The organism is Paenibacillus anaericanus (assembly GCF_003994475.1).
Lineage (GTDB): Bacteria > Bacillota > Bacilli > Paenibacillales > Paenibacillaceae > Fontibacillus > Fontibacillus anaericanus.
The window spans coordinates 34,574-54,072 of record NZ_RZNY01000023.1 but is presented as its reverse complement, the minus strand read 5'-3'; the positions used below and the strand labels follow the sequence as shown (position 1 = coordinate 54,072).

The following is a 19,499-nucleotide window of genomic DNA, read 5'->3' as shown; positions in this document are numbered from 1 at the left end:
TCTCTGTCATCGCCAGCACAGAAAAACACCCCTATCCGGCTTAGCGGATAGGGGTGAATAGATCATATTGTTTTAGAATTCCTCATACGTAGCCGGGTCCTGATCCGCGATACGTCCGGAGAGGGAGGTTAGTCCGGAAATGGCCTTCATTTGAACCTCATCCAGCTCAAAATCAAACACATTCAGATTATCGCGCTGATGCTGAACAGATCCGGCTTTGGGAATAGGAACTGCCCCAAGCTGGACATGCCATCGTAAAATAACCTGTGTAGCCGACTTATTGTGAGCTTTGGCGATCTCTACAATCTTGTCATTCTCCAGAATGTTGCTGGCCCGTCCGAGTGGACTCCATGATTCGGTAACGATTCCATGCTCCTTATGCCACTCACGCTGCTTCTCCTGGTTAAACAGCGGATGCAGCTCAATTTGATTCATGCTCGGCGCTACACCAGTTTCCTGAATCAACCGTTCAATATGCTCCGGCAAAAAATTGCACACGCCTATGGAACGGATCAGCCCTTGCTTCCTGGCCTCTATCATTGCCTGCCAGGCCTCAATGTATAAATTCACATTCGGATTCGGCCAATGAATGAGATAGAAATCATAATAGTCTAAGCCGCCTCTATACAAGGATTCCTGAATCGTCGCCAATGCTTTGTCATAAGCGTGATGGCGCCCCGGCAGTTTGGACGTAATGAGTAGTTGGTCCCGCGGCACAGCGCTTTGCCGGACCGCTTCACCAATCGTCCCTTCATTCTCATAATTAAAGGCGCTGTCCAGCAAGCGGTAACCGACTTCGATCGCTGTCTTGATGCTGGAAACTCCATCGGCACCCTTTAAACGGTACGTTCCAAACCCGACCGCAGGAACCTTCATTCCATCGTTCAATTCAATTAACGGGATATTCTCAGTCATCGCAACTCTTCTCCTTTAATTTCGGGCTTTACCGGCAGCGGTAAGCACTTTATTTATGTGAAGACGCAAATGTGCTTGCACCCGGTTCATATTTTACAGATTTATAATTTGATAAGCAAAATATCGGGGATTAAAAATCGCGCTGCCAAGCGCACAAAAGATACCATCCTATAAGGATGGCATCTGATTATACGAGAATTAAATTTGCGAGGCGACTCTTTATAAGTTATACCCGCCACTCTTCGGCTTGGTTGGATTCGAGATAATTCCGAGTGTAGATAGCAACCCAAGCCCCACATCCACAATCGCCAGAACTTCCTGTTTCATCACGTCAGTCACATCAAAGGCTCCCGTTAAATGCCCAATAAGTTGAACCAACAAAATAACTTGAGAAGCTATACTAACCCATAGTGCGTAGTTTTTAAACCGTTGTTTCTGGAACATGGACCTGCCTCCCTCTTTTTCTACTATATATATTCAGAGGTTGTCTAAAAATTGCAGCAGATCGCCTTTTAAAATGTACGCAAATTCATTATTTGTAACTACTTTTTTAGTTTCATAGCTTTCACTATACATCCGCTACACATCGAAAGCCTATATTACCCGTGGAGCTGTCGGGTGTATTGGAGCTGCGGGCTGCGACTCTATAACGGTTGCAGTAAGATTGGTGGCATAGATAAGAACCACCTCTCATAGCTTTATTAGTCCCAGTATGTGGTCCTTGAGGGTTGATCCGTTGCCGAAATCAAGATGATACTCTTGATCTCGGCAACCATACATATACATTGCTTCTATCTGCTGATAAACATCTTTTCACCTTCAATTGACTAAGTATGAAAGTTCTCCCTGTGCGACTTTACAGTCGTCTACAAACATCTCGCAATATACTTTAGCCATATCCCCTAAGTTAATTACTTTTTGGCCTACAGTAATGATCCTATCGCCAGGTTCCACACGTTTCAGAAACTTCGTTTTGTTTACACCAACCAAAAGTCCATCCTTACCTTCTAAATTGTTCTTGTTGTCATCGAAATTATGAAAAATTAATCCCCCGGTTTGTGCCATCGTCTCGATCATAAGTACCCCCGGATAGATCGGCTTATAATCGAAATGTCCGACACTCCAAAATTCGTTGAAGGTGATGTTCTTAATCGTCGTAACCGATTTGTTATATTCATGCTGGATAACCCGATCGACAAGTAAAAATGGATAACGCTGCGGTAATGCTTCCTTTATCTTAGAAATGCCATACATGGAATAGCTCCCTTTCGCAGTAAGTTATAACAATCTGATTAGAGCCGTGTATTTCTGTGTATACAAATACCGGACACCCTAAGCCTGTCATGGACATTCTTCCGGTTTCAACCCGGAGTGTCTTGGATTGTAGAAATACTTGCAGAGGTATCCGAAGCAGCTTGGTTAGCGATTCCTTCATCCCCCATATCACGCTCAAGAGCATATGTTCATCATGTTCCGGCCGCTGGTTACGAATATAATTTAATTCAGCATCATTCGTAAAAAAAGAACTGGTACCCTTAAATCTATCCATATTCTCATAATCACAGCCCACCGCATAGTCATAACTTATGACCTGAAGAACATCATTTCCGCAATAGGATCTTGAATGGAGGAACTCATCCGGGATATCTTGTTGTAGAATGCCCCGGACACTTTGCCTAAGTCGGGATTTCTTAATTCCCTTTCCCTTACTACCGCACGTGAAGGAAAAGGAATATAACAACATTTCCATTCCTTTAGGTAGCTTATCAACAAACATAATAGGCGCTGCTTCCTCCACCTTCATCTAGCTAGTTAATCCTCCGTCAACTACGATCGTCGTTCCCGTCACATAACTAGACATGGAAGAGGCCAAGAACAAGACGACATTTGCCACTTCCTCACGGGAACCAATACGCTTAAGCGGGATACGTCCCATCATTTCCTTCTTATGCTTCTCCGGGATTTCTCCGATCATATCTGTTTCGATATAACCTGGGGAAATCGCATTAACACGGATATTATATCTACCGAGTTCTTTAGAGACGGATCGTGTGAAGCCCAACAACCCAGCCTTTGCTGCGCAATAATTCGCTTGCCCTACACTTCCGATCATACCTGATACAGAAGACATATTAATAATGGAACCCTCTTTGCTATTCAGTAGCATCTTGTAGGATACAGACTTCGTAATGTGGAATACCCCGTTCAGATTAGTATTCATGACTTCGAACCAATCATCCTCACTCATCTGAACGAATAGTTTATCGCGGTTAACACCTGCATTATTTACTAGAATATCGGGTATTCCGTATTGGCTGTATATTATTTCTAATGCAGCAAGGACTTCTTCACGGCTTGTAATGTCTAACTTCAGACAATGCACGTCTCGTTCCTGCGCTCTTAACCGTTCAGTTAATTGCTCTGCTTTATCTCGATTAGAATGATAAGTAAAGATAACAGTAGCCCCTTCAGCTGCCAATTTCTCCACAACAGCACTTCCGATACCACGACTACCACCTGTAACTAGTGCAATTTTGCCCCCTATCATCAAACATCCGCCTCCCTTGCCGGATTACCCTTTAGTAATGCGAGTGATACTTTGGATTCCTCAAAGTCAGCATCGATAACGATCAGATATCCATCTGATATCACTTCTCTAGACAAGAGGGCGAATTGCATAGCATTCTGAAATGCGGAGGAGAAAGACTCCCCGAAAAAGTCCTTAGGCGACAGCGTTTGGAACGGTTCTTTCAGATACGATTGGAAGAAATCTCGCTCAAGTTGCCATTGGTCGCTTCCTTGACGGGAAGATAATATAACCGCAGCGATATCTCCATCCATCATATTAAATTCTTCCTTCCACTCCTCTAATGCGAGCTTTAGACATGCTGTAAAGTCCTGTTCCTTAAACAAACGATCACCGTTCTTCTTCACAGCAAATGTCTGAACTCCATAAATATACCCTAGGATAGGCGCATTTCGATTCACCGCATGTTCTTCGGATTCAATAGCGAGTAAATTGCTTATTTCTGAGAAGCGTTCATTGTGTTCTTGCCCCGTTAAAGCGGTAAGAACTTCCGTAATTTCATCTACAGCCAGAGAATAAGCAACCTCGGCTTTGCCAGATTGAATACATTGGATGGCTGAAACAATACCATCCGCTCCTCTTTCTGTTGTCATCGGCCCATGAAGTCCCAACGCTCTGCATATGTAGCCTACTCCCGCATTCGCCACCGTTGCGGAGAACAACGTTGGACTTCCCATATCGTAGCCTTCCGCCTTAACCGTCTCGATATATTCCTTGCATACTTTATAAGGCCCATACTTAGATGACATCACTATTCCTGTACGCTGCAAATAATCCTTTAACGATGTGTTCTTATCCAGCAACCCCATCACGGTATATAAACAAATGCGGGACAGTCGATCCGTTCTTCTGACTTTAGGTAATACCTTAAAGTCCCGATCTATTCGCAACAATTCAGGTTCTGCCGAGAACTCATAGTCCTCGAAACGATCTCCATACGCCGAACACAATACGTTACCTGTAATACAGATGTTCATCTTATGACACCTCTTGAGTTATTTTCTTCACAACGACACTGACACAATTGCCACCAAATGCAAAAGAATTACTGAGTGCATAATGATAATGAAGGGGAATCGCTTCCTCAGGAAACACAATGTTCTCCATATGCTCCATCGGTTGATGTAATTTATAGTTTGGAATGGCATACTGCTCATGCATAGCAGCGACAGTGGCAGCTAATTCGACAATTCCAGCAGCCGACAACGTATGGCCCGTCAATGATTTAATAGAGGATACATGAACAGGATGGCCGAATACCTCGCTAATCGCTAACACTTCCATAGCATCATTAGTTGGGGTTCCAGTACCATGAGCATTGATATATGTAATATCCTCAGCCGTAATACCCGCTTCCTCGATTGCTCGCTGCATAGCAAGTTTAGCCCCAATCCCCTCAGGATGCGGTGCTGTGATATGGTAGGCATCATTACTTATTCCATACCCAACGATCTCACCCAGGATTGGAGCCTCCCGGTTCAAAGCATATTCGTATTCCTCTACGATAAGAAAAACAGAGGCGTTACCCAGACCAACTCCATCCCGAAGGTTGGAGAATGGCTGTGAACCTTTTGTCCCAAGAGCCCCCAGAATGCTGAACCCGGAATGTTGCATGACGGTAATCGTCTCGATCCCACCCAGCAAAACAATCTTATGATCGCTATATCGAATCAGATCAAGGGCCTTACCTGCTGCGATCCCACCAGCCGAGCAAGAGGAATCGCATACCGTAATCTTCCCATTGATTGGAATAGCATCCTGGACATATTCAGAGAACTTTGTACCAAATGATGACTCCTCTTCTGAATATGTTCTATAAAGAAAAGTGTTCGTGTCTTCCGTTGAAGTTGAATATACCAACCCAACCTTATGTTTGATCTCTTCCAAATCATTCACGGATAGGATTGCATTTTTCATTGCCTCTTTCAGCGAATCCAAGCCATATTCGTTAAAATCAATTAGGCTTTTGGTTTTGATCTTCTGATAGTCTTGCTGGGTTGTTCTTTCCAAGTTCTCTAACGTAATGACTCGCGAATGAGACTTATTTCCCGTCGATCCACGTAGCTCACTTCTAAACTGCTCGTAATTATCTGCAAAGGCACATTGAACGCCAATACCTGTAACAACCGCTCTGCGCTGACCGTTCAGTTTCGAATTAGACACTTTTTATCCCATCCTTCTTGACGACTAAATATATTAAAATGACACCGATACATAGGAATGATGTGAAGTATCCCCCGAATTTCAGAAGTTCAGAAGACGTGAGTCCATACAACACTTCGGATTTGTTAAACATAACAATCCAGCTAGTTGGGAAGACGGAAGACACCTGCTGCAAAAATGTCGGCATGATCTCCCGAGGCCAAAGTTGTCCGCTTAACATCCCCAAAGGGAGAACAAAGATGGGTAGAAGACTTACTCCAACCTTCATATTTTTAGAGAGCGCAACAATCATTTGTCCAATAAGTGCTAAACACGCTACATAGAGAATGGTTCCAGCACTAATCTGGAGAAAATGCGGTAAGATGACCTTCGTTCCGAGCAATTGATTAATAAAACCATGGGCAATAAAAAACTGAATCATGCCATATACGACAAACAAAAAGGTAGATTGTAAATAATAAGAAATAGATGTTGTTGGACTGACTAGAATTCGCTCGTATATTCCCCGTTCCTTATCTTTGAGAAAGACAAGGGACATCGAGATTAACAAGAAGAAAATATCAAAGGCTAACACATTAATTAGCCCAATATAGTTATCCTTTATCTTGTCTCCTTCATATTTCTCGGAGATGTTAAATGTCGTCTGCTCTAGCCTGCTCAACGCAGCGGAGAACTCACTGATATCCTTGAACTCTATGCCCGCTATCGTCTTGGTAGAGGACAGGAAGCTATTCAGCTTCAGCTTCAGTGGAATAGAGTTGTTATCATCGGTCAACGAGAATCCACGGATTTTGGCAAAACTCTTATTGTCCAAAACATCCTGCTCCAACCCTTGATCTATCACGAGTGCATATTGCACTTCATTGCTGATCAACTTATCCTCCAATTCCTTGACTGTATCCTGCTTCACGATAGCTACATTGCTTTTAGACAACTGTTCAATCAGCAACCTTGAAAGTTGATCGTCAGACTGATCGACAACCCCTATACGATATTGAAAATTAGTCTGGTATTGCAGATAGGTCGTATAGATATGAGCTATTGGTAATAGGATAATAAGTAAGAACATAAGCCAGTTGCGGCTGATGCGAAATAAGTAGAAGTTAAATATCTTCATAAGCTTGTACTCCTTTATATTTGCTCAGCATGATCAGTGATATCAGTATGCCTAGGCTAATTAAGAGTAGAATGGAAGAGATATATGGCATTAAAATTTCATTTTGGTAGATATAAGTGAAGTACAGCTTCTGAATATATGTAACTGGGGATACAAAGCTAAAATATCCAAAATCAATGCGATAATAACCCCCTGCTACAAAGATCATAAGAGGTATACCAACGCTAGTAATCATGTTCAAAAGCTTTCGATTGTTAATATACACGCCTAATATCAATCCGATAGCATTAAAGAACATAGAACCTAATAGAGTGATGAAAAAGATGACGTAGAGATGTTGCCCATAGTACACGTCGAACACCAATTTTGAGAACAGAATAACAATCGAGGCTTGAATAAAAGATACCAGTACCCCCGAAGTAAACAGGCTAATGACAACAACAAGCGGAGAAATCGGTGATATTCTTAGCTTAACTCCTAGATTTCCCTTAAAGTCATTTTGAATATTATTAATCGCAAAAGAGAGTCCATAGAACAGAACAAGAACCGTCATCGTTACTCCGTAATAATTCATTGCAGTAGTTTTGGGTTGTCCAGCTATGTCGGAATCCGCAATCAATTGTTCGAACACGTATTGATGGCCGTCTTCCTTCTCCGGCATGATCTCGTAAGCAAGCCGAAGCGAATTCGTGGCATCCGTCAGCGTGGACAAGGTAACCGAAATTACGCTATGCTCGACCGTATCCTTCTGATTGTAAAGTACCGTGATTTCCACTTTTTCTCCATTGGCCATTTGCAGATCTATATTGTCGGGTACGATCATAAGCGCTTTAAATACGCCTGCTCCTAACTGCTCACGGGCAGTCGATAAATCCGCAACTTCCTTAGTTCGTAGCAGTTCCTTGACCTCTTTATCCTCAAAAAAACCGATCAGACTTTGCTTGTAATATTCGCTTCCTGCTCCGTAGACCACTCCAATTGGAATATCTTTAACAGGTTTGGGGTTATAAATGGACGACAGAGAAGATCCCAAGATACCAATCAGTAGAATAGGAAGTACGATCAGGTTAACCAATACTGCTTTCTCCATAAACATCTTGTGGAAAAAATTAAATATCAGAATTCTGAAGCTTCTCATGATATAACTCCTAATCAAGGTATTTTCAGCTATTAACCACTTTGCTGCACACTGGGATGAGTTCCGGTAAGTTCCAAGAACACACTTTCCAAAGAAACGTCGGACAATTGGATTTTCTTGATCTGATCGTTAAAGTTCTCTTTCAGCGAAATGAGATTCTTCACAGATTCACCAGCTTCACCATGAACCTTGATTTCCAACTCTGTTTCCGAAGGAAATGCGGCATTTTCCTTAAATTCATACATCAATTGTCGTTTGTCTGCTTCTTCTAAAGGACGATGAAAGATAACATTAATCATCTCACTACCAGCCTCATGTTTAATCTCATCCATACCGCCGGAATATAGCACTTTGCCATCATTAATAATGACTACTTGATTGCAAATGGACTCGATCTCCTCCATATAGTGCGAGACATAAATAATTGTCTTCCCTTGCTGCTTCAGTTCATTGATCGATTCAAGGATGTAATTACGAGATTGGGGATCAACTCCAACCGTTGGCTCGTCCAGAATAATCAATTGAGGATTATGCACAATTCCGCAAGCAATATTCAATCTTCGCTTCATACCACCAGAGAACTTGGAGGGTCTCTCCTTTGCTCTATCCGTTAGCTGTACGAATGCTAGCGCTCTGTCTACGTGCTCGGCCAACTCTTTGCCTTTCAATCCATAGATAGAACCAAAAAACTTCACATTCTGATAAGCCGTTAGATTCTCAATAATCGCAATATCTTGCGGTACATAACCAAGCATCTTCTTAACCTCTTTGGAATGCTTCTTGATATCGAGATCTCCAATTTCTATACTTCCGTCTGACAACTTAAGCAGACCCATAATCAATTGAATCAGTGTGGACTTGCCTGCACCGTTCAATCCCATAAATCCCATCACGTCGTTTTCTCTCACTGAGAAATTGATGTCCTTTAGCACTTTTTTGGATTTATCATAAGAAAATTGGACATCTTTAACACTTAACATATCCATTACTTATATCTCCTCACACTCATGAATTGACGTTAATAGTTTGCTTTTCCATTACTTTTGCCGCTAACAATCTGATGCTTGCGAAGGCACCAGAGTCCTCCTCCGAAAGTTCAATATTATAATTCCGTTTGACTAGGACTGCCAGCTCCACAGCGTCTACTGAATCTAGCGCATAGTTGTCTGCTTCATCGGTCTCGAATAATGGATCATCTAATCCCAGATGGTTAACATCCTCCAATTCCAACTCATTAATTATTAATTCGCGCAGCTTGTACTCAAATTCGTACATGTTCATCTCTCCCTTTCATAATTAGGTTATGGTTATAAACAGTTAAGTTTGTAAAAACGGTTGTGTGATCAATTGGCTCCCACGTTCTAGAGAAGATACCAATCTCGGTAAAATCCGGCGAAAAACCATTCTCATAAAATAACCGATACTCTATATCCCGGGGATTCTTGTAATAGAGAAGTAGACCTTTCTCTCGATCTTTGCGTATCTTCAATTTGAGAGAAGGCACTAAATTTTTCATTTCCTTTACGCAATAATCCGCTTGTCTCTGAGGAACAAATAAGGATATTCCAATATTCTGTATGCCTCCAAACAATAGCGTCTCATGATCGTAAACGATGATAATACCGGACTGGAAAGGTAATCCAGGATCACTTCGATTCTCAATTTCCACTTCAATTAAGTCGATGTCTCCACTTTCGTAACCTACGTTGCTCTTATCATCTCTCCATAAAATTTGGAAGGCATCATTCTCGGCTATCCAGGTATCTGTCTTAAGCGTAGCGCTGTGATGGATTGTAATTTGCTCCTTCTCCATCTGCAAATTAACCCCGCTGGCATTAAGCATGACCGCCTCCTCAAGTGAAATCTGCTGAACTGTGTTCTCCTGACTTTGAGCAGTATTCAAATACTCCGTGATCAGACCGTGCATATGCAGCAATATATTTCGCTCCAATAACGTATACTGTGCGAACAACTCACTGGATGAACCAGACCCTGCCAAAATTATCGGAATCTTTGATTTCAGCTCATTAAACGAAGCTATAAGTTCGTCAAATGTTGTGGTGTCAATTTCGAGTGTCTTGAATACCGATTTTAAAATTTTAAAGTATGTATTCTTATGGTTGAATTTCATGAAAAATTTCTGGATTTGCTCCGCTTTACTATCTTGATTACTTAGCATCGACTCAAATTGATGATCCTTGTACTGGTTAATATATTTATTCAGAATGTAGAGGTTAGCCTGAAAGACTAGTCTGGAGTTGTTGGTGTGATGTGGTGATAATTCTGAGGTTGACCAAAAGTAGGGTTCTGATGTTGGTTGAAAGTTTTCGAAGAATAATTGACTAGAATCATATAAGACATCCCAAGGAATTAAGAAATCCTCGTATAATGTGCTGGAGCCATTCTTGACATGCAAATTATCTAGAATGTAATAACGCCCTGTTTGCTGATCACAACCCTTGAGGATAAAATAATGCTCACCGTGTTTGGTTCTATAAGCTGCATTATAGTAAATATTAAATACATCTCCAGGTATGATCAGTCGGTGCTTTTGGTTCAAACTTGTACGGATCAGCTCATGGAACTGGTACTGATTCTTGTAAAACACCTTTTCAGCCTGCACATTAAAAAGTGGGGAGAGAACGTTTGCATTACTCTCGAGCATAAAGTCATCATGTTCTGTTTCGGCAATACTTTCCGGAAAAAAAGTCCAATTTAAAAACATCGCCTGAAGAAAGTTGTCGAAATATGACGCATGATATGACTGCAATACGATGGACCATGCCCGAAAGAAACAATTTACTTCATGCCAAGAGTATTCATCCCCATAATTCGGTTTGAGTTCCTTAATCATTCTGTGAAAAACACCCCCTTAAGGTAAATATTACAAATTGTGCAATCGTTTGAATTAAATTTACCATCTAGTAATCTTATTATCAATCCCTAATTTAGCATATTATAGAATATATTAAATAATATAGGTAATATGGATTATGGACGTATTAATGTATGGTTTTATAGAACTAGTCAGCCCTTGTCCATATCTAATGACAAGAGCTGTTTACTAGTTTGGTTAAATATCAGCGCACAAAGAGCCGAAATCAAGATGTTACTCTTGGTCTCGGCTCTCGAGGTTTCCTTTGATTCGGCCCACTCTAGACTTTACTTCAAAGCCTTGTGAACTTTCAGCAATTTTCCCTTAATCGTTGTATCCTTCATTACTTTTAAGACAAGTGGACCCTTGCCATTCAATATTTCCACGTAAGAAACATTATCCTGAATCGTAATAATCCCAATGTCCTCTGCTGTGATCCCCTCAATTTTGGCAATCGTACCTACGAAGTCGACAGCTCTAAGCTTCTTCTTCTTGCCCCCATTGAAATACAGCTTCATAATCTCTTTATTTAATTGCTCATTCTTATCCGGTTTTCTCGTAGGCTGAATCCCCATTTTTCCTTCAAAGGAGGTCTTCTTACTTGCCACTTCCTCTTTGGAAGGTGGGCTCATTCTCGGGATACTGAATCCGATATATCCTTCAATTTCACTCAGGAATTTATCTTCAAATGGAGTGACGAAGCTAATCGCCTTCCCTTTCTTACCCGCTCGTCCTGTTCTTCCCGTCCGATGTACATAACTTTCCTTCTCGAGCGGTAGATCATAGTTGATGACATGCGTGATATTATCAATATCGATTCCTCTTGCAGCTACGTCAGTAGCAACGAGGTAACGGAACTGACCTCTTCTGAAATCGTTCATGACTTCAAAACGTTCCTCTTGCAGCATCCCACCATGGATTTTCGAACAAGTATAATCAGCGTTGGTTAATTGCTCACTTACCTGATTCACATGTTCTTGAGTCCGGCAGAAGATAATGCAGCTATCCGGATTTTCAACGATAGTAATATCTTTAAGTAGCGCAAATTTATCCTTATCTTTCACTTCGTATAAAGTATGCTCTATGGTATCCGTCGTGAGTCCTGTAGCCTGAATCTCAATATGACGGGGATCGTTCATATATTTATGACAAAGCTTTTCTACATCTTGAGGAAGTGTTGCCGAAAATAACATCGTCGTTCTTTCGACCGGCAGCTTCTGTATAATCGCTTCTACTTGCTGAATAAATCCCATGTTAAGCATTTCATCAGCTTCATCAATGACAAGGTATTCTAATTTTTCTAATGAAAATGTTCCTCGTTCTATATGATCCAGAACACGCCCCGGAGTTCCAACTACTACGTGACTCTTCTGCTTCAATTCAGCAGTTTGCTTCGCATAGGGAACCTTACCGTACAGTGCTGTCGCTTTAATCCGTTTGAATCGTCCAATATTCGTAATGTCCTCTTTCACTTGCACCGCTAATTCGCGGGTAGGCGTGAGGATTAGAGCCTGTGGCTTATTCTCCTGCCAATCTACTAGATCACAAATAGGAATACCAAAGGAGGCTGTCTTGCCACTCCCTGTTTGCGATTTCACTACAAGATCCTGCTTCGTTAGCGCGAGCGGTATGACTTCACGTTGCACTTCTGTTGGCTCATGATACCCCAAACTTTGCAGTGCTGAGACGATTTCCTCACTTAGTTTATAGTCCTTAAAATCTTGAATACTCATCCTTTTACCTCTTCTGCTGCGCAGATTTATAATCTACTCATGCTTTCAATTTTTGGTTCGTTATTTAAGTACATATTGTAGCTCTACAAGAGAGTCGTATGAACAAAGAGTATCACATCCATCGCTTATTGTCTGCTGATCCAAGACATCAAAGCGATATGATCCACAAGATGTACTCATTATATGTAACATTTCAAATCACTATCCGCCCTCCACAATGATCTCGGAAACCGAGCAATGCTTGTTTTTAAACACTTCTTCACTTTTGTCTAAAAACTAAACACTCTGCCATCACTGTCTATAGAGATCATCTCCCTGTTGTCCTATTGTAAAGGTACGCAAACAGCATCATCGTTTTTAAAAATTTCTAAAAACATGGAGGCTAATATGATGGAACAAAACAAGGACAACAGACAGGTTTATTTTGTAGGAGGCGGTCTTGCATCACTCGCTGGTGCAGCATATCTGGTTAGAGATTGCGGATTCTCGGGTAAAAATATTCACGTGCTAGAAGGAATGAATATCCTAGGTGGAAGCAACGATGGAGCAGGTAGTCCAGTCCAAGGTTTTGTATGTCGCGGCGGGCGCATGCTAAACGAAGAAACCTATGAGAACTTCTGGGAACTGTTTAATTCTATTCCTTCTATTGAGCAACCTGATATATCAGTAACAGATGAAATTCTCGCCTTTGACCATGAGCACCCCACTCATGCAAATGCGAGATTAATAAATAAGGATGGCGAGGTTCTAGATGTAATGTCTATGGGCTTCAACACCGCCGATCGTTTGGCCATTGGCAAATTGATGATCGCACCTGAAGAGAAACTCGACAATCTGCGTATCTGCGATTGGTTTGCGCACACACCACACTTCTTTGAAACTAACTTCTGGTATATGTGGCAAACTACTTTTGCCTTCCAAAAATGGTCTAGCTTGTTCGAATTTAGACGTTATATGAATCGTATGATGTTCGAGTTCTCACGTATCCAAACGCTTGAAGGTGTGACTCGGACTCGTTATAACCAATATGAATCTGTAATCCTACCATTGAAGGCTTATCTAGATAAGTTCGATGTAGACTTCGGTCTAAAATGTGTAGTTACTGACCTCGACTTTGATGAAAATGAAGGTATTACCGTTACTGCTATCCACTATACACAGGATGGTATAACGGATAACTTGATTCAGTTGCATGAAGGTGACCTTTGTATCGTTACCAACGGCTGCATGACGGACAATGCTACGCTAGGAGATTTGCATACAGCTGCTCCATTGATTGCTGACAAACCTATGTCAGGTGAGCTTTGGGCAAAAATAGCTGCCAAAAAAGAAGGCCTTGGCAATCCTGCACCTTTCTTTGGTCGTCCTGAGGAAACCAACTGGGAATCATTTACCGTCACGATGCAGGGCAACAAACTACTTAAGATGATCGAGAAATATTCACGTAATGTGCCTGGTAGCGGCGCCCTTATGACCTTTAAAGATTCTAGCTGGCTGATGTCCATTGTGGTGGCAGCACAGCCTCACTTCAAGGATCAACCTGCTGATCAGACTATCTTCTGGGGTTATGGACTGTATACAGATAAAGTCGGCGACTATGTAAAAAAACCTATGCGTGATTGCACAGGTGAGGAGATGCTCATTGAATTGCTACACCATCTGCATTTCGAAGATCAACTTGATGAAATTCTAAGTGATGTTATCAATGTCATTCCTTGCATGATGCCTTATATTGATGCTCAGTTCCAGCCACGTAAAATGACGGACCGCCCAGCGGTTGTCCCTGCTGGCTCTACTAACCTTGCGATGATCAGTCAGTTTGTTGAGATCCCTGAGGATATGGTGTTCACAGAGGAATACTCCGTTCGTGCTGCAAGAATCGCCATCTATACCTTGCTGGGTCTAGATAAGAAGATTTGTCCTGTAACGCCTCATCAATACGACGTACGGACGTTATTCAAGGCTTTCAATACCACCTATCGTTAAGAGATGAGAAAAACGCTGAGGTTGCCCGAAAGTTCCCGGCAGCCTCAGCGTTTTTAAAATAGCGTTATTATTTGATTAAATCAATCGCTTCTTGTGATACCCACGTTCTGCTTGCAATGAACAGGTTAAGCGTATTAAGTTGCACCGTCTTCCCATCCATGATCGCGATGTTCTTATCGATCGGCAATTTTAACAATTGACTGCCTTTCTTCACAACAATGACCGGATTTAATTTATTCGATTTATCAATCGTAACCGTTGCACCTTTTTTGACAAAGGATTCGCCAGATACAAATAAAGTTTTCTCTAAAGCTGAATAGTCAATGCCCAGAACATATTGAATGTATTTTCCGATATCCGAGTTCATAATAATTCCGCTTTGCATAAAGTCTGTAGGTTTAAAGTTCTTAGGGTGATACGCAAATATACCAACCTCATCTGCCGTATGATCCTCCGTCGAGAAGGATACCCCTATTCTCTCCCCGATCATATGTCCAATGACGACTGATAAATTTTCTTCATTCTTTAATGTTTTTTTGACTGCAGCTACTTCTTCCTTCGTTAAATCTGTAAGTCCATACTCTTCTTTCAGCACTTTTACCATATTAGATTCGTTAATTGTACCCTCAATGCCGTAGCTGGTATGTTTTATGCCCTTTAAAGTGGCTCTTAAATCGTCCATAGAGTCATAATTCGTCATATTCAAACCACCTGTAGCGTGATCTGAAGTAGAAATAACAGCCGTATGACCATCCTTCTCTGCAAATTCAACTGCCGTCTGGAACGCTTTATCAAATGCTAGAACTTCGCTTATTATACCCACAGGGTCATTGTCATGGCCGAACCAGTCAATCTGGCTGGCTTCTACCATCATGAAAAATCCCTTTTCATTGGTGGATAGCTTATCAATGGCTACCTTTGTCATTTCAGCCAAACTTGGCTGTTCATTAGGATTTAGATCAAAGTCAGCATCTAAAGCTTCCGGTTGAAAAAGACCCCATACTTTATTCGTTTTCGTGTTTAATAAATCTTTTTTGTTAGTCACATATTCATATCCGTTTGACTTTAGGACCTTCGTCAGATCTTCGCCATCTGTTCGATTCGCTTCTTCTTTCCCAGGCACTAGGTAGTCTGAGCCACCACCAAGCAATACATCAACTCCGTTGTATACCATTTGTTCAGAGATAGATTCTGCAAAGTCACGGCTTGCCGCATGACTCGCAAACACAGCTGGCGTAGCGTCGGTAAGCTCGGATGTAAATACTAATCCTGTTCCTTTTCCGGCTAATTTGGCCGCTTCAAGAATCGTTGGAAGGGGTTTGTTTTCCTCACCCTTATTTGTTGCTTCTATGAAAGGCATGGTGATTGTATCAGGAAGAATTGAAACAGTTTCGCTTTTGATTTTATGCCCCGTAGCTAAAGCTGTAGCACCCGCAGCAGAATCCGTAGTTAATGAATCCGTAGCATAGGTTCTGGATAATCCAGTAAAGTACTTGTCAATAAACAGCGGCTTCCCACCCTGATACCATCTGGCCAGGTTAATTGCGTTTAAACTCGTTCCGTCTGTTACAAATAAAATAACACTTTTCACCTCATTATCCCCAGCTCCGGCGGTAACCGTACCACTAGCGTATGAAGCACTTCCCCCTGCAAAGACGCTACCTAAAAGTAGAAGACTAGAGATACTGCAAATCAACTTCTTTTTCATATTCTTCCCCCCTGTACTCCAAATTAGTGTAGGTTATCTAAATAACCAATCACTCATTCAGTGTAGCTTAGGTTTGTTTGAACAGTTATACGTATTCTGCTACTTATCCATACTTTTTCTACATATCTTACCTTCATATTCCAGTATGTTATCCGCAAATAAAAAGACTCTCACCCATTTAGAGGGTAAGAGTCTTGGGGCTAAATTGAAATATCAATGCTTCCTTCGGTTTCCGCCACGTTAACACCGAGCTTTGCAGCATTAACATCCTTCTTACTATTATTATCTTGTTGTGCACTTGAACTTGATGCATTACTTTGCTTCTGAGCGATTTGAGTCTGAATTTGCTGGATCTGTAGCTGTAATTGCTGCATCTTCACTTGCTTCGTCTTTGCGTCCTCCTTACTTGCAGCCAGTTCCTTTAACTCCGCAATATATTTGGCTAATTGCTTCTCCAAACTAGCTGTATCGCTTGCTGATGAACTAGCGTAACTGCTACTGCCTGATACGGATGAAATCGTCAATCTTGACTCCTCCTTAAGGGAATATGTACTCTACCAAGTATAGTTTATCGGTCTTGGAGTAGCCTTAATACGAGCTGAACATTTGCTGAAAATGTCGAAGGATAGCCTAAATTTCTTCCAACGCTTCGATATTCAAAACTGTGATTCCTCGCTGTCCGTTCTGCTCGATCAGTCCCCGCCCCTCAAAATCAGCTAGTCTCCGACTGAGGGTCTCCGGAGTTGTTCCAAGATAAGAGGCCAGATCCTTCTTCGTCATGGGCAAGGTGATTCTAAGGTTATCTTCGCTACTTGCTTTAGCTAGTTCTATCAAATAAGTCGCTATCCGCCCTTCCGTATCTTCTGAAGTCAGGCTACTCATTTGTTTCTCCGTTTGCTCGAGGCGACGGCTAAACTCTTCAATGATTTTATAAGAAATCGCTGGATATTTCATTAATAGGGCCTGTAGATCACTACGCTGTATCGTACATAATTCAGTTTTCTCCATCGCTACAGCATAGCAGTCATGAATCGTTTCTGAGAATAAAGCTAATTCTCCCATGAAATCTCCAGGCTCCAAAATGCGAATGACTTGCTCTTTGCCGGATTCCGAAAGCCGGTATATCTTAACCCTGCCACGATGCACGATAAATAAATGAGCCGAATGCTCTCCTGCACCATAAATCTGTTCATTACGTTCATACCTTGCTGACTTTGTTGTTGTAGCGATTTCTCTCATTTCCTCAGGTTGTAAATGATTAAATATCGGCACCAAAGAGATGCAGAGCTTCTGCATCTCTTTGTCATTTGGATTTGGATCAGGATCATGATGTCCACATGAATTAGAATTCAATTTCTACACGACCTCTCGCACTGGTAGTGATGCAGTAGACTTATTGCGATGTCTCTGTTCACTAGTATACCTCACAAGCCTAACAGCGTTGAGAATCACGATAAGCACACTCAATTCATGGATGAACATGCCCGAGGCGAGAAACACCTTTTGTAATATAACTCCTAATAGCAAAAGCACAACCGTACCGACGGCAAAGAACGTATTTTGCTTCATATTTCTGACTGTGGTCTGTGCAAGAGAATAGGCGTGTGCGAACTGATCCAGTTTGTCCGCCATTAATACAACATCAGCGGTATCCATGGCGACATCGCTGCCTGATCCACCCATGGCCAGACCGATGTCAGCTGTTGCTATGGCAGGTGCATCATTAATCCCATCTCCAGCCATAGCAACATGTTTTCCCGCATCTTGTAATTCCTGAATCTTCGACACCTTGTCTTCTGGAAGCATCTCAGCAAAGACATGATCGATACCCAGCTTGGACGCGACTAGTTCAGCCGTATACCGATTATCACCTGTCAGCATGTAGAATTGCTTGATTCCTGCTGCTCTTAATTTGGTGATTGCCTCCGCTGCCTCAGGTCTAATTTGGTCAGCGATCGAAATGATGCCCTCCACTCGCCCCTCTATTGCAGCAAAAATGGCTGTGTTTCCTAGTTTCTCACGTTCTATAGCATAGATGTCTATCTCTGGGGAGATCAGGATCCCGCTCTCCATCATGAGTTTGCGATTCCCAACTGTGAGTTGCTGTCCTGCTATGTGTACCCGAATGCCATTTCCCTTGATGATCTCTGCATTGTCCGGTTTGTTGCGGAGAGATAAACTTCTAGCCTTTGCCTCTTTAACAATAGTTTGACCGAGATGATGCTCCGAGACCATTTCTGCCTCGGCTACAACTCTTAGCAAGTCATTCTCCTCCATAGTAAAGGATTTTACATTCGTTACTTCCGGACGACCTTTCGTCAAGGTTCCGGTTTTATCAAAGACGACGGTGTTGACCTTCGCAAGCTTCTCCATAATTTCTCCGCCCTTAATTAGCACACCATTCTTTGCTCCATTCCCGATTCCTGCAACAATGGAGACCGGTGCAGAAATGACAAGCGCCCCAGGGCAGGCAATGACGAGAAACGTTAATGTGAATTCAATGTTCCAAGTAAATAGATAGACGATCACAGATAGGACGATGATAGCAGGTGTATACAGGTTTGCAAACTTCTCTAAGAACTTTTCTGTTTTCGTCTTTGACTCCTGTGCTTCTTCAACGAGTTCAATTATTTTGGCAAACGTCGTGTCATCTCCAATTTTCTCAGCAATGATCTCAATATAACCGTGATCAAGTATTGTACCGCTATATACAGTGTCATCCGTCCTCTTATTCGCAGGTACAGACTCGCCCGTAATGGCAGCTTCATTGATGAAGGCTTGGCCTGATACAACTTTTCCATCAACCGCCACTTTCTCACCGGATTGAATAACGACAAGGTCACCGACTAGCACATCATCAACTGGGAGTGTCCGTCTTTCTCCATCTCTTAGAACAGTTGCCTCTAATGGCGCCATATCTATTAATTTTCTCAATGAGGATCTTGTTTGTTCCAGCGTTCGTGCTTCGAGATAGGCGCCAAATAAGAACAAGAACGACACGATAGCTGATTCCACATATTCTCCGATATATAGAGCCCCAACAATGGCGATCGACACGAGGAGTTCAATGCTAAAAGCCTTCATCCGCAAGGCTTGAATCGCCTTGATTAGTATTGGATAACCAGCGATTACGGTCGAGATCACAAGTACGATCTTATTGGGCTGTTGTAATCCAACCAGGTACAAGATAAAGGCTACAGCAAGGAGCGATCCCGTGATCGCTGTAATGCTTAATTTCGTTTTCCCTGTCATCCTCCTCATTCCCTTCAACAGATCG

The 19,499-nt window shown here is 42.0% G+C and carries 18 protein-coding genes and 1 pseudogene; 1 reads left to right on the top strand and 18 read right to left on the bottom strand.

Annotated elements, in window-relative coordinates:
• Positions 1-72: 72 nt before the first annotated feature.
• The 14 genes and pseudogenes from EJP82_RS21520 to EJP82_RS21455 all read right to left on the bottom strand — a co-directional run bounded on the left by EJP82_RS21520 (position 73) and on the right by EJP82_RS21455 (position 12,528).
• Positions 73-915, bottom strand: a complete 843-nt coding sequence (locus EJP82_RS21520; protein ID WP_127194126.1) for an aldo/keto reductase — start codon at positions 913-915, stop codon at positions 73-75.
• A 219-nt stretch (positions 916-1,134) separates the two neighbouring features.
• On the bottom strand, positions 1,135-1,359 hold the full coding sequence (locus EJP82_RS21515; protein ID WP_127194125.1) for a phage holin: 225 nt from the start codon (positions 1,357-1,359) through the stop codon (positions 1,135-1,137).
• A gap of 124 nt (positions 1,360-1,483) precedes the next feature.
• A pseudogene (locus EJP82_RS21510) lies at positions 1,484-1,645 on the bottom strand (formylglycine-generating enzyme family protein); the annotation flags it as partial.
• 89 nt (positions 1,646-1,734) lie between these two features.
• Positions 1,735-2,169 (bottom strand): 3-hydroxyacyl-ACP dehydratase FabZ, encoded by a 435-nt coding sequence (gene fabZ / locus EJP82_RS21505; protein WP_127194124.1) that lies wholly within the window; start codon positions 2,167-2,169, stop codon positions 1,735-1,737.
• Positions 2,153-2,719 carry a 4'-phosphopantetheinyl transferase superfamily protein gene (locus EJP82_RS21500; RefSeq protein WP_127194123.1) on the bottom strand — a complete coding sequence of 189 codons (567 nt, stop codon included), beginning with the start codon at positions 2,717-2,719 and terminating at the stop codon, positions 2,153-2,155. Before EJP82_RS21500 ends, fabZ begins: the two co-directional genes overlap by 17 nt.
• Positions 2,720-3,463 (bottom strand): 3-oxoacyl-[acyl-carrier-protein] reductase, encoded by a 744-nt coding sequence (gene fabG / locus EJP82_RS21495; protein ID WP_127194122.1) that lies wholly within the window; start codon positions 3,461-3,463, stop codon positions 2,720-2,722. It lies immediately after the preceding gene.
• Positions 3,463-4,479, bottom strand: coding sequence for a beta-ketoacyl-[acyl-carrier-protein] synthase family protein (locus EJP82_RS21490; protein WP_127194121.1), 1,017 nt, complete (start codon positions 4,477-4,479; stop codon positions 3,463-3,465). Before EJP82_RS21490 ends, fabG begins: the two co-directional genes overlap by 1 nt.
• Position 4,480: 1 nt before the next feature.
• Positions 4,481-5,665 carry a beta-ketoacyl-[acyl-carrier-protein] synthase family protein gene (locus tag EJP82_RS21485; protein ID WP_127194120.1) on the bottom strand — a complete coding sequence of 395 codons (1,185 nt, stop codon included), beginning with the start codon at positions 5,663-5,665 and terminating at the stop codon, positions 4,481-4,483.
• Positions 5,658-6,782: an ABC transporter permease gene (locus EJP82_RS21480; protein WP_127194119.1), complete on the bottom strand. Its 1,125-nt coding sequence runs from the start codon at positions 6,780-6,782 to the stop codon at positions 5,658-5,660. The genes EJP82_RS21485 and EJP82_RS21480 overlap by 8 nt, the downstream gene beginning before the upstream one ends.
• The gene (locus tag EJP82_RS21475; protein WP_127194118.1) at positions 6,769-7,920 is read right to left on the bottom strand and encodes an ABC transporter permease; all 1,152 of its coding nucleotides are present in this window, start codon (positions 7,918-7,920) and stop codon (positions 6,769-6,771) included. Before EJP82_RS21475 ends, EJP82_RS21480 begins: the two co-directional genes overlap by 14 nt.
• Before the next feature lie 32 nt (positions 7,921-7,952).
• Positions 7,953-8,906 (bottom strand): ABC transporter ATP-binding protein, encoded by a 954-nt coding sequence (locus EJP82_RS21470; RefSeq protein ID WP_127194117.1) that lies wholly within the window; start codon positions 8,904-8,906, stop codon positions 7,953-7,955.
• Between the two features lie 19 nt (positions 8,907-8,925).
• Positions 8,926-9,195, bottom strand: coding sequence for an acyl carrier protein (locus tag EJP82_RS21465; RefSeq protein ID WP_170220267.1), 270 nt, complete (start codon positions 9,193-9,195; stop codon positions 8,926-8,928).
• Complete coding sequence (locus tag EJP82_RS21460; RefSeq protein WP_127194115.1) at positions 9,182-10,774, bottom strand: hypothetical protein; 1,593 nt, start codon at positions 10,772-10,774, stop codon at positions 9,182-9,184. The genes EJP82_RS21465 and EJP82_RS21460 overlap by 14 nt, the downstream gene beginning before the upstream one ends.
• Positions 10,775-11,082: 308 nt before the next feature.
• Positions 11,083-12,528, bottom strand: coding sequence for a DEAD/DEAH box helicase (locus EJP82_RS21455; RefSeq protein WP_127194114.1), 1,446 nt, complete (start codon positions 12,526-12,528; stop codon positions 11,083-11,085).
• A 375-nt stretch (positions 12,529-12,903) separates the two neighbouring features.
• Between EJP82_RS21455 and EJP82_RS21450 the strand changes: the two genes are divergently transcribed.
• On the top strand, positions 12,904-14,514 hold the full coding sequence (locus EJP82_RS21450) for an oleate hydratase (RefSeq protein WP_127194146.1): 1,611 nt from the start codon (positions 12,904-12,906) through the stop codon (positions 14,512-14,514).
• A 67-nt stretch (positions 14,515-14,581) separates the two neighbouring features.
• On the opposite strand, the gene EJP82_RS21445 is transcribed toward EJP82_RS21450, so the two are convergent.
• The 4 genes from EJP82_RS21445 to EJP82_RS21430 form a co-directional block, all read right to left on the bottom strand.
• Entirely contained in the window at positions 14,582-16,222 is a 1,641-nt protein-coding gene (locus EJP82_RS21445; protein ID WP_127194113.1) for an alkaline phosphatase, read from the bottom strand.
• Between the two features lie 200 nt (positions 16,223-16,422).
• Complete coding sequence (locus EJP82_RS21440) at positions 16,423-16,746, bottom strand: FlxA-like family protein (protein WP_127194112.1); 324 nt, start codon at positions 16,744-16,746, stop codon at positions 16,423-16,425.
• Between the two features lie 106 nt (positions 16,747-16,852).
• Entirely contained in the window at positions 16,853-17,575 is a 723-nt protein-coding gene (locus tag EJP82_RS21435; RefSeq protein WP_246054373.1) for a Crp/Fnr family transcriptional regulator, read from the bottom strand.
• A gap of 3 nt (positions 17,576-17,578) precedes the next feature.
• Positions 17,579-19,483, bottom strand: a complete 1,905-nt coding sequence (locus EJP82_RS21430; protein WP_425464362.1) for a heavy metal translocating P-type ATPase — start codon at positions 19,481-19,483, stop codon at positions 17,579-17,581.
• Between the last annotated feature and the right edge of the window lie 16 nt (positions 19,484-19,499).

What these genes read in the sequence shown, in the direction of transcription:
- EJP82_RS21520 (WP_127194126.1), bottom strand. Translation starts at nt 915, where the DNA reads ATGACTGAGAATATCCCGTTAATTGAATTGAACGATGGAATGAAGGTT.
- EJP82_RS21515 (WP_127194125.1), bottom strand. Translation starts at nt 1,359, where the DNA reads ATGTTCCAGAAACAACGGTTTAAAAACTACGCACTATGGGTTAGTATA.
- fabZ (WP_127194124.1), bottom strand. Translation starts at nt 2,169, where the DNA reads ATGTATGGCATTTCTAAGATAAAGGAAGCATTACCGCAGCGTTATCCA.
- EJP82_RS21500 (WP_127194123.1), bottom strand. Translation starts at nt 2,719, where the DNA reads ATGAAGGTGGAGGAAGCAGCGCCTATTATGTTTGTTGATAAGCTACCT.
- fabG (WP_127194122.1), bottom strand. Translation starts at nt 3,463, where the DNA reads ATGATAGGGGGCAAAATTGCACTAGTTACAGGTGGTAGTCGTGGTATC.
- EJP82_RS21490 (WP_127194121.1), bottom strand. Translation starts at nt 4,479, where the DNA reads ATGAACATCTGTATTACAGGTAACGTATTGTGTTCGGCGTATGGAGAT.
- EJP82_RS21480 (WP_127194119.1), bottom strand. Translation starts at nt 6,782, where the DNA reads ATGAAGATATTTAACTTCTACTTATTTCGCATCAGCCGCAACTGGCTT.
- EJP82_RS21475 (WP_127194118.1), bottom strand. Translation starts at nt 7,920, where the DNA reads ATGAGAAGCTTCAGAATTCTGATATTTAATTTTTTCCACAAGATGTTT.
- EJP82_RS21470 (WP_127194117.1), bottom strand. Translation starts at nt 8,906, where the DNA reads ATGGATATGTTAAGTGTTAAAGATGTCCAATTTTCTTATGATAAATCC.
- EJP82_RS21465 (WP_170220267.1), bottom strand. Translation starts at nt 9,195, where the DNA reads ATGTACGAATTTGAGTACAAGCTGCGCGAATTAATAATTAATGAGTTG.
- EJP82_RS21460 (WP_127194115.1), bottom strand. Translation starts at nt 10,774, where the DNA reads ATGATTAAGGAACTCAAACCGAATTATGGGGATGAATACTCTTGGCAT.
- EJP82_RS21455 (WP_127194114.1), bottom strand. Translation starts at nt 12,528, where the DNA reads ATGAGTATTCAAGATTTTAAGGACTATAAACTAAGTGAGGAAATCGTC.
- EJP82_RS21450 (WP_127194146.1), top strand. Translation starts at nt 12,904, where the DNA reads ATGGAGGCTAATATGATGGAACAAAACAAGGACAACAGACAGGTTTAT.
- EJP82_RS21445 (WP_127194113.1), bottom strand. Translation starts at nt 16,222, where the DNA reads ATGAAAAAGAAGTTGATTTGCAGTATCTCTAGTCTTCTACTTTTAGGT.
- EJP82_RS21430 (WP_425464362.1), bottom strand. Translation starts at nt 19,483, where the DNA reads ATGAGGAGGATGACAGGGAAAACGAAATTAAGCATTACAGCGATCACG.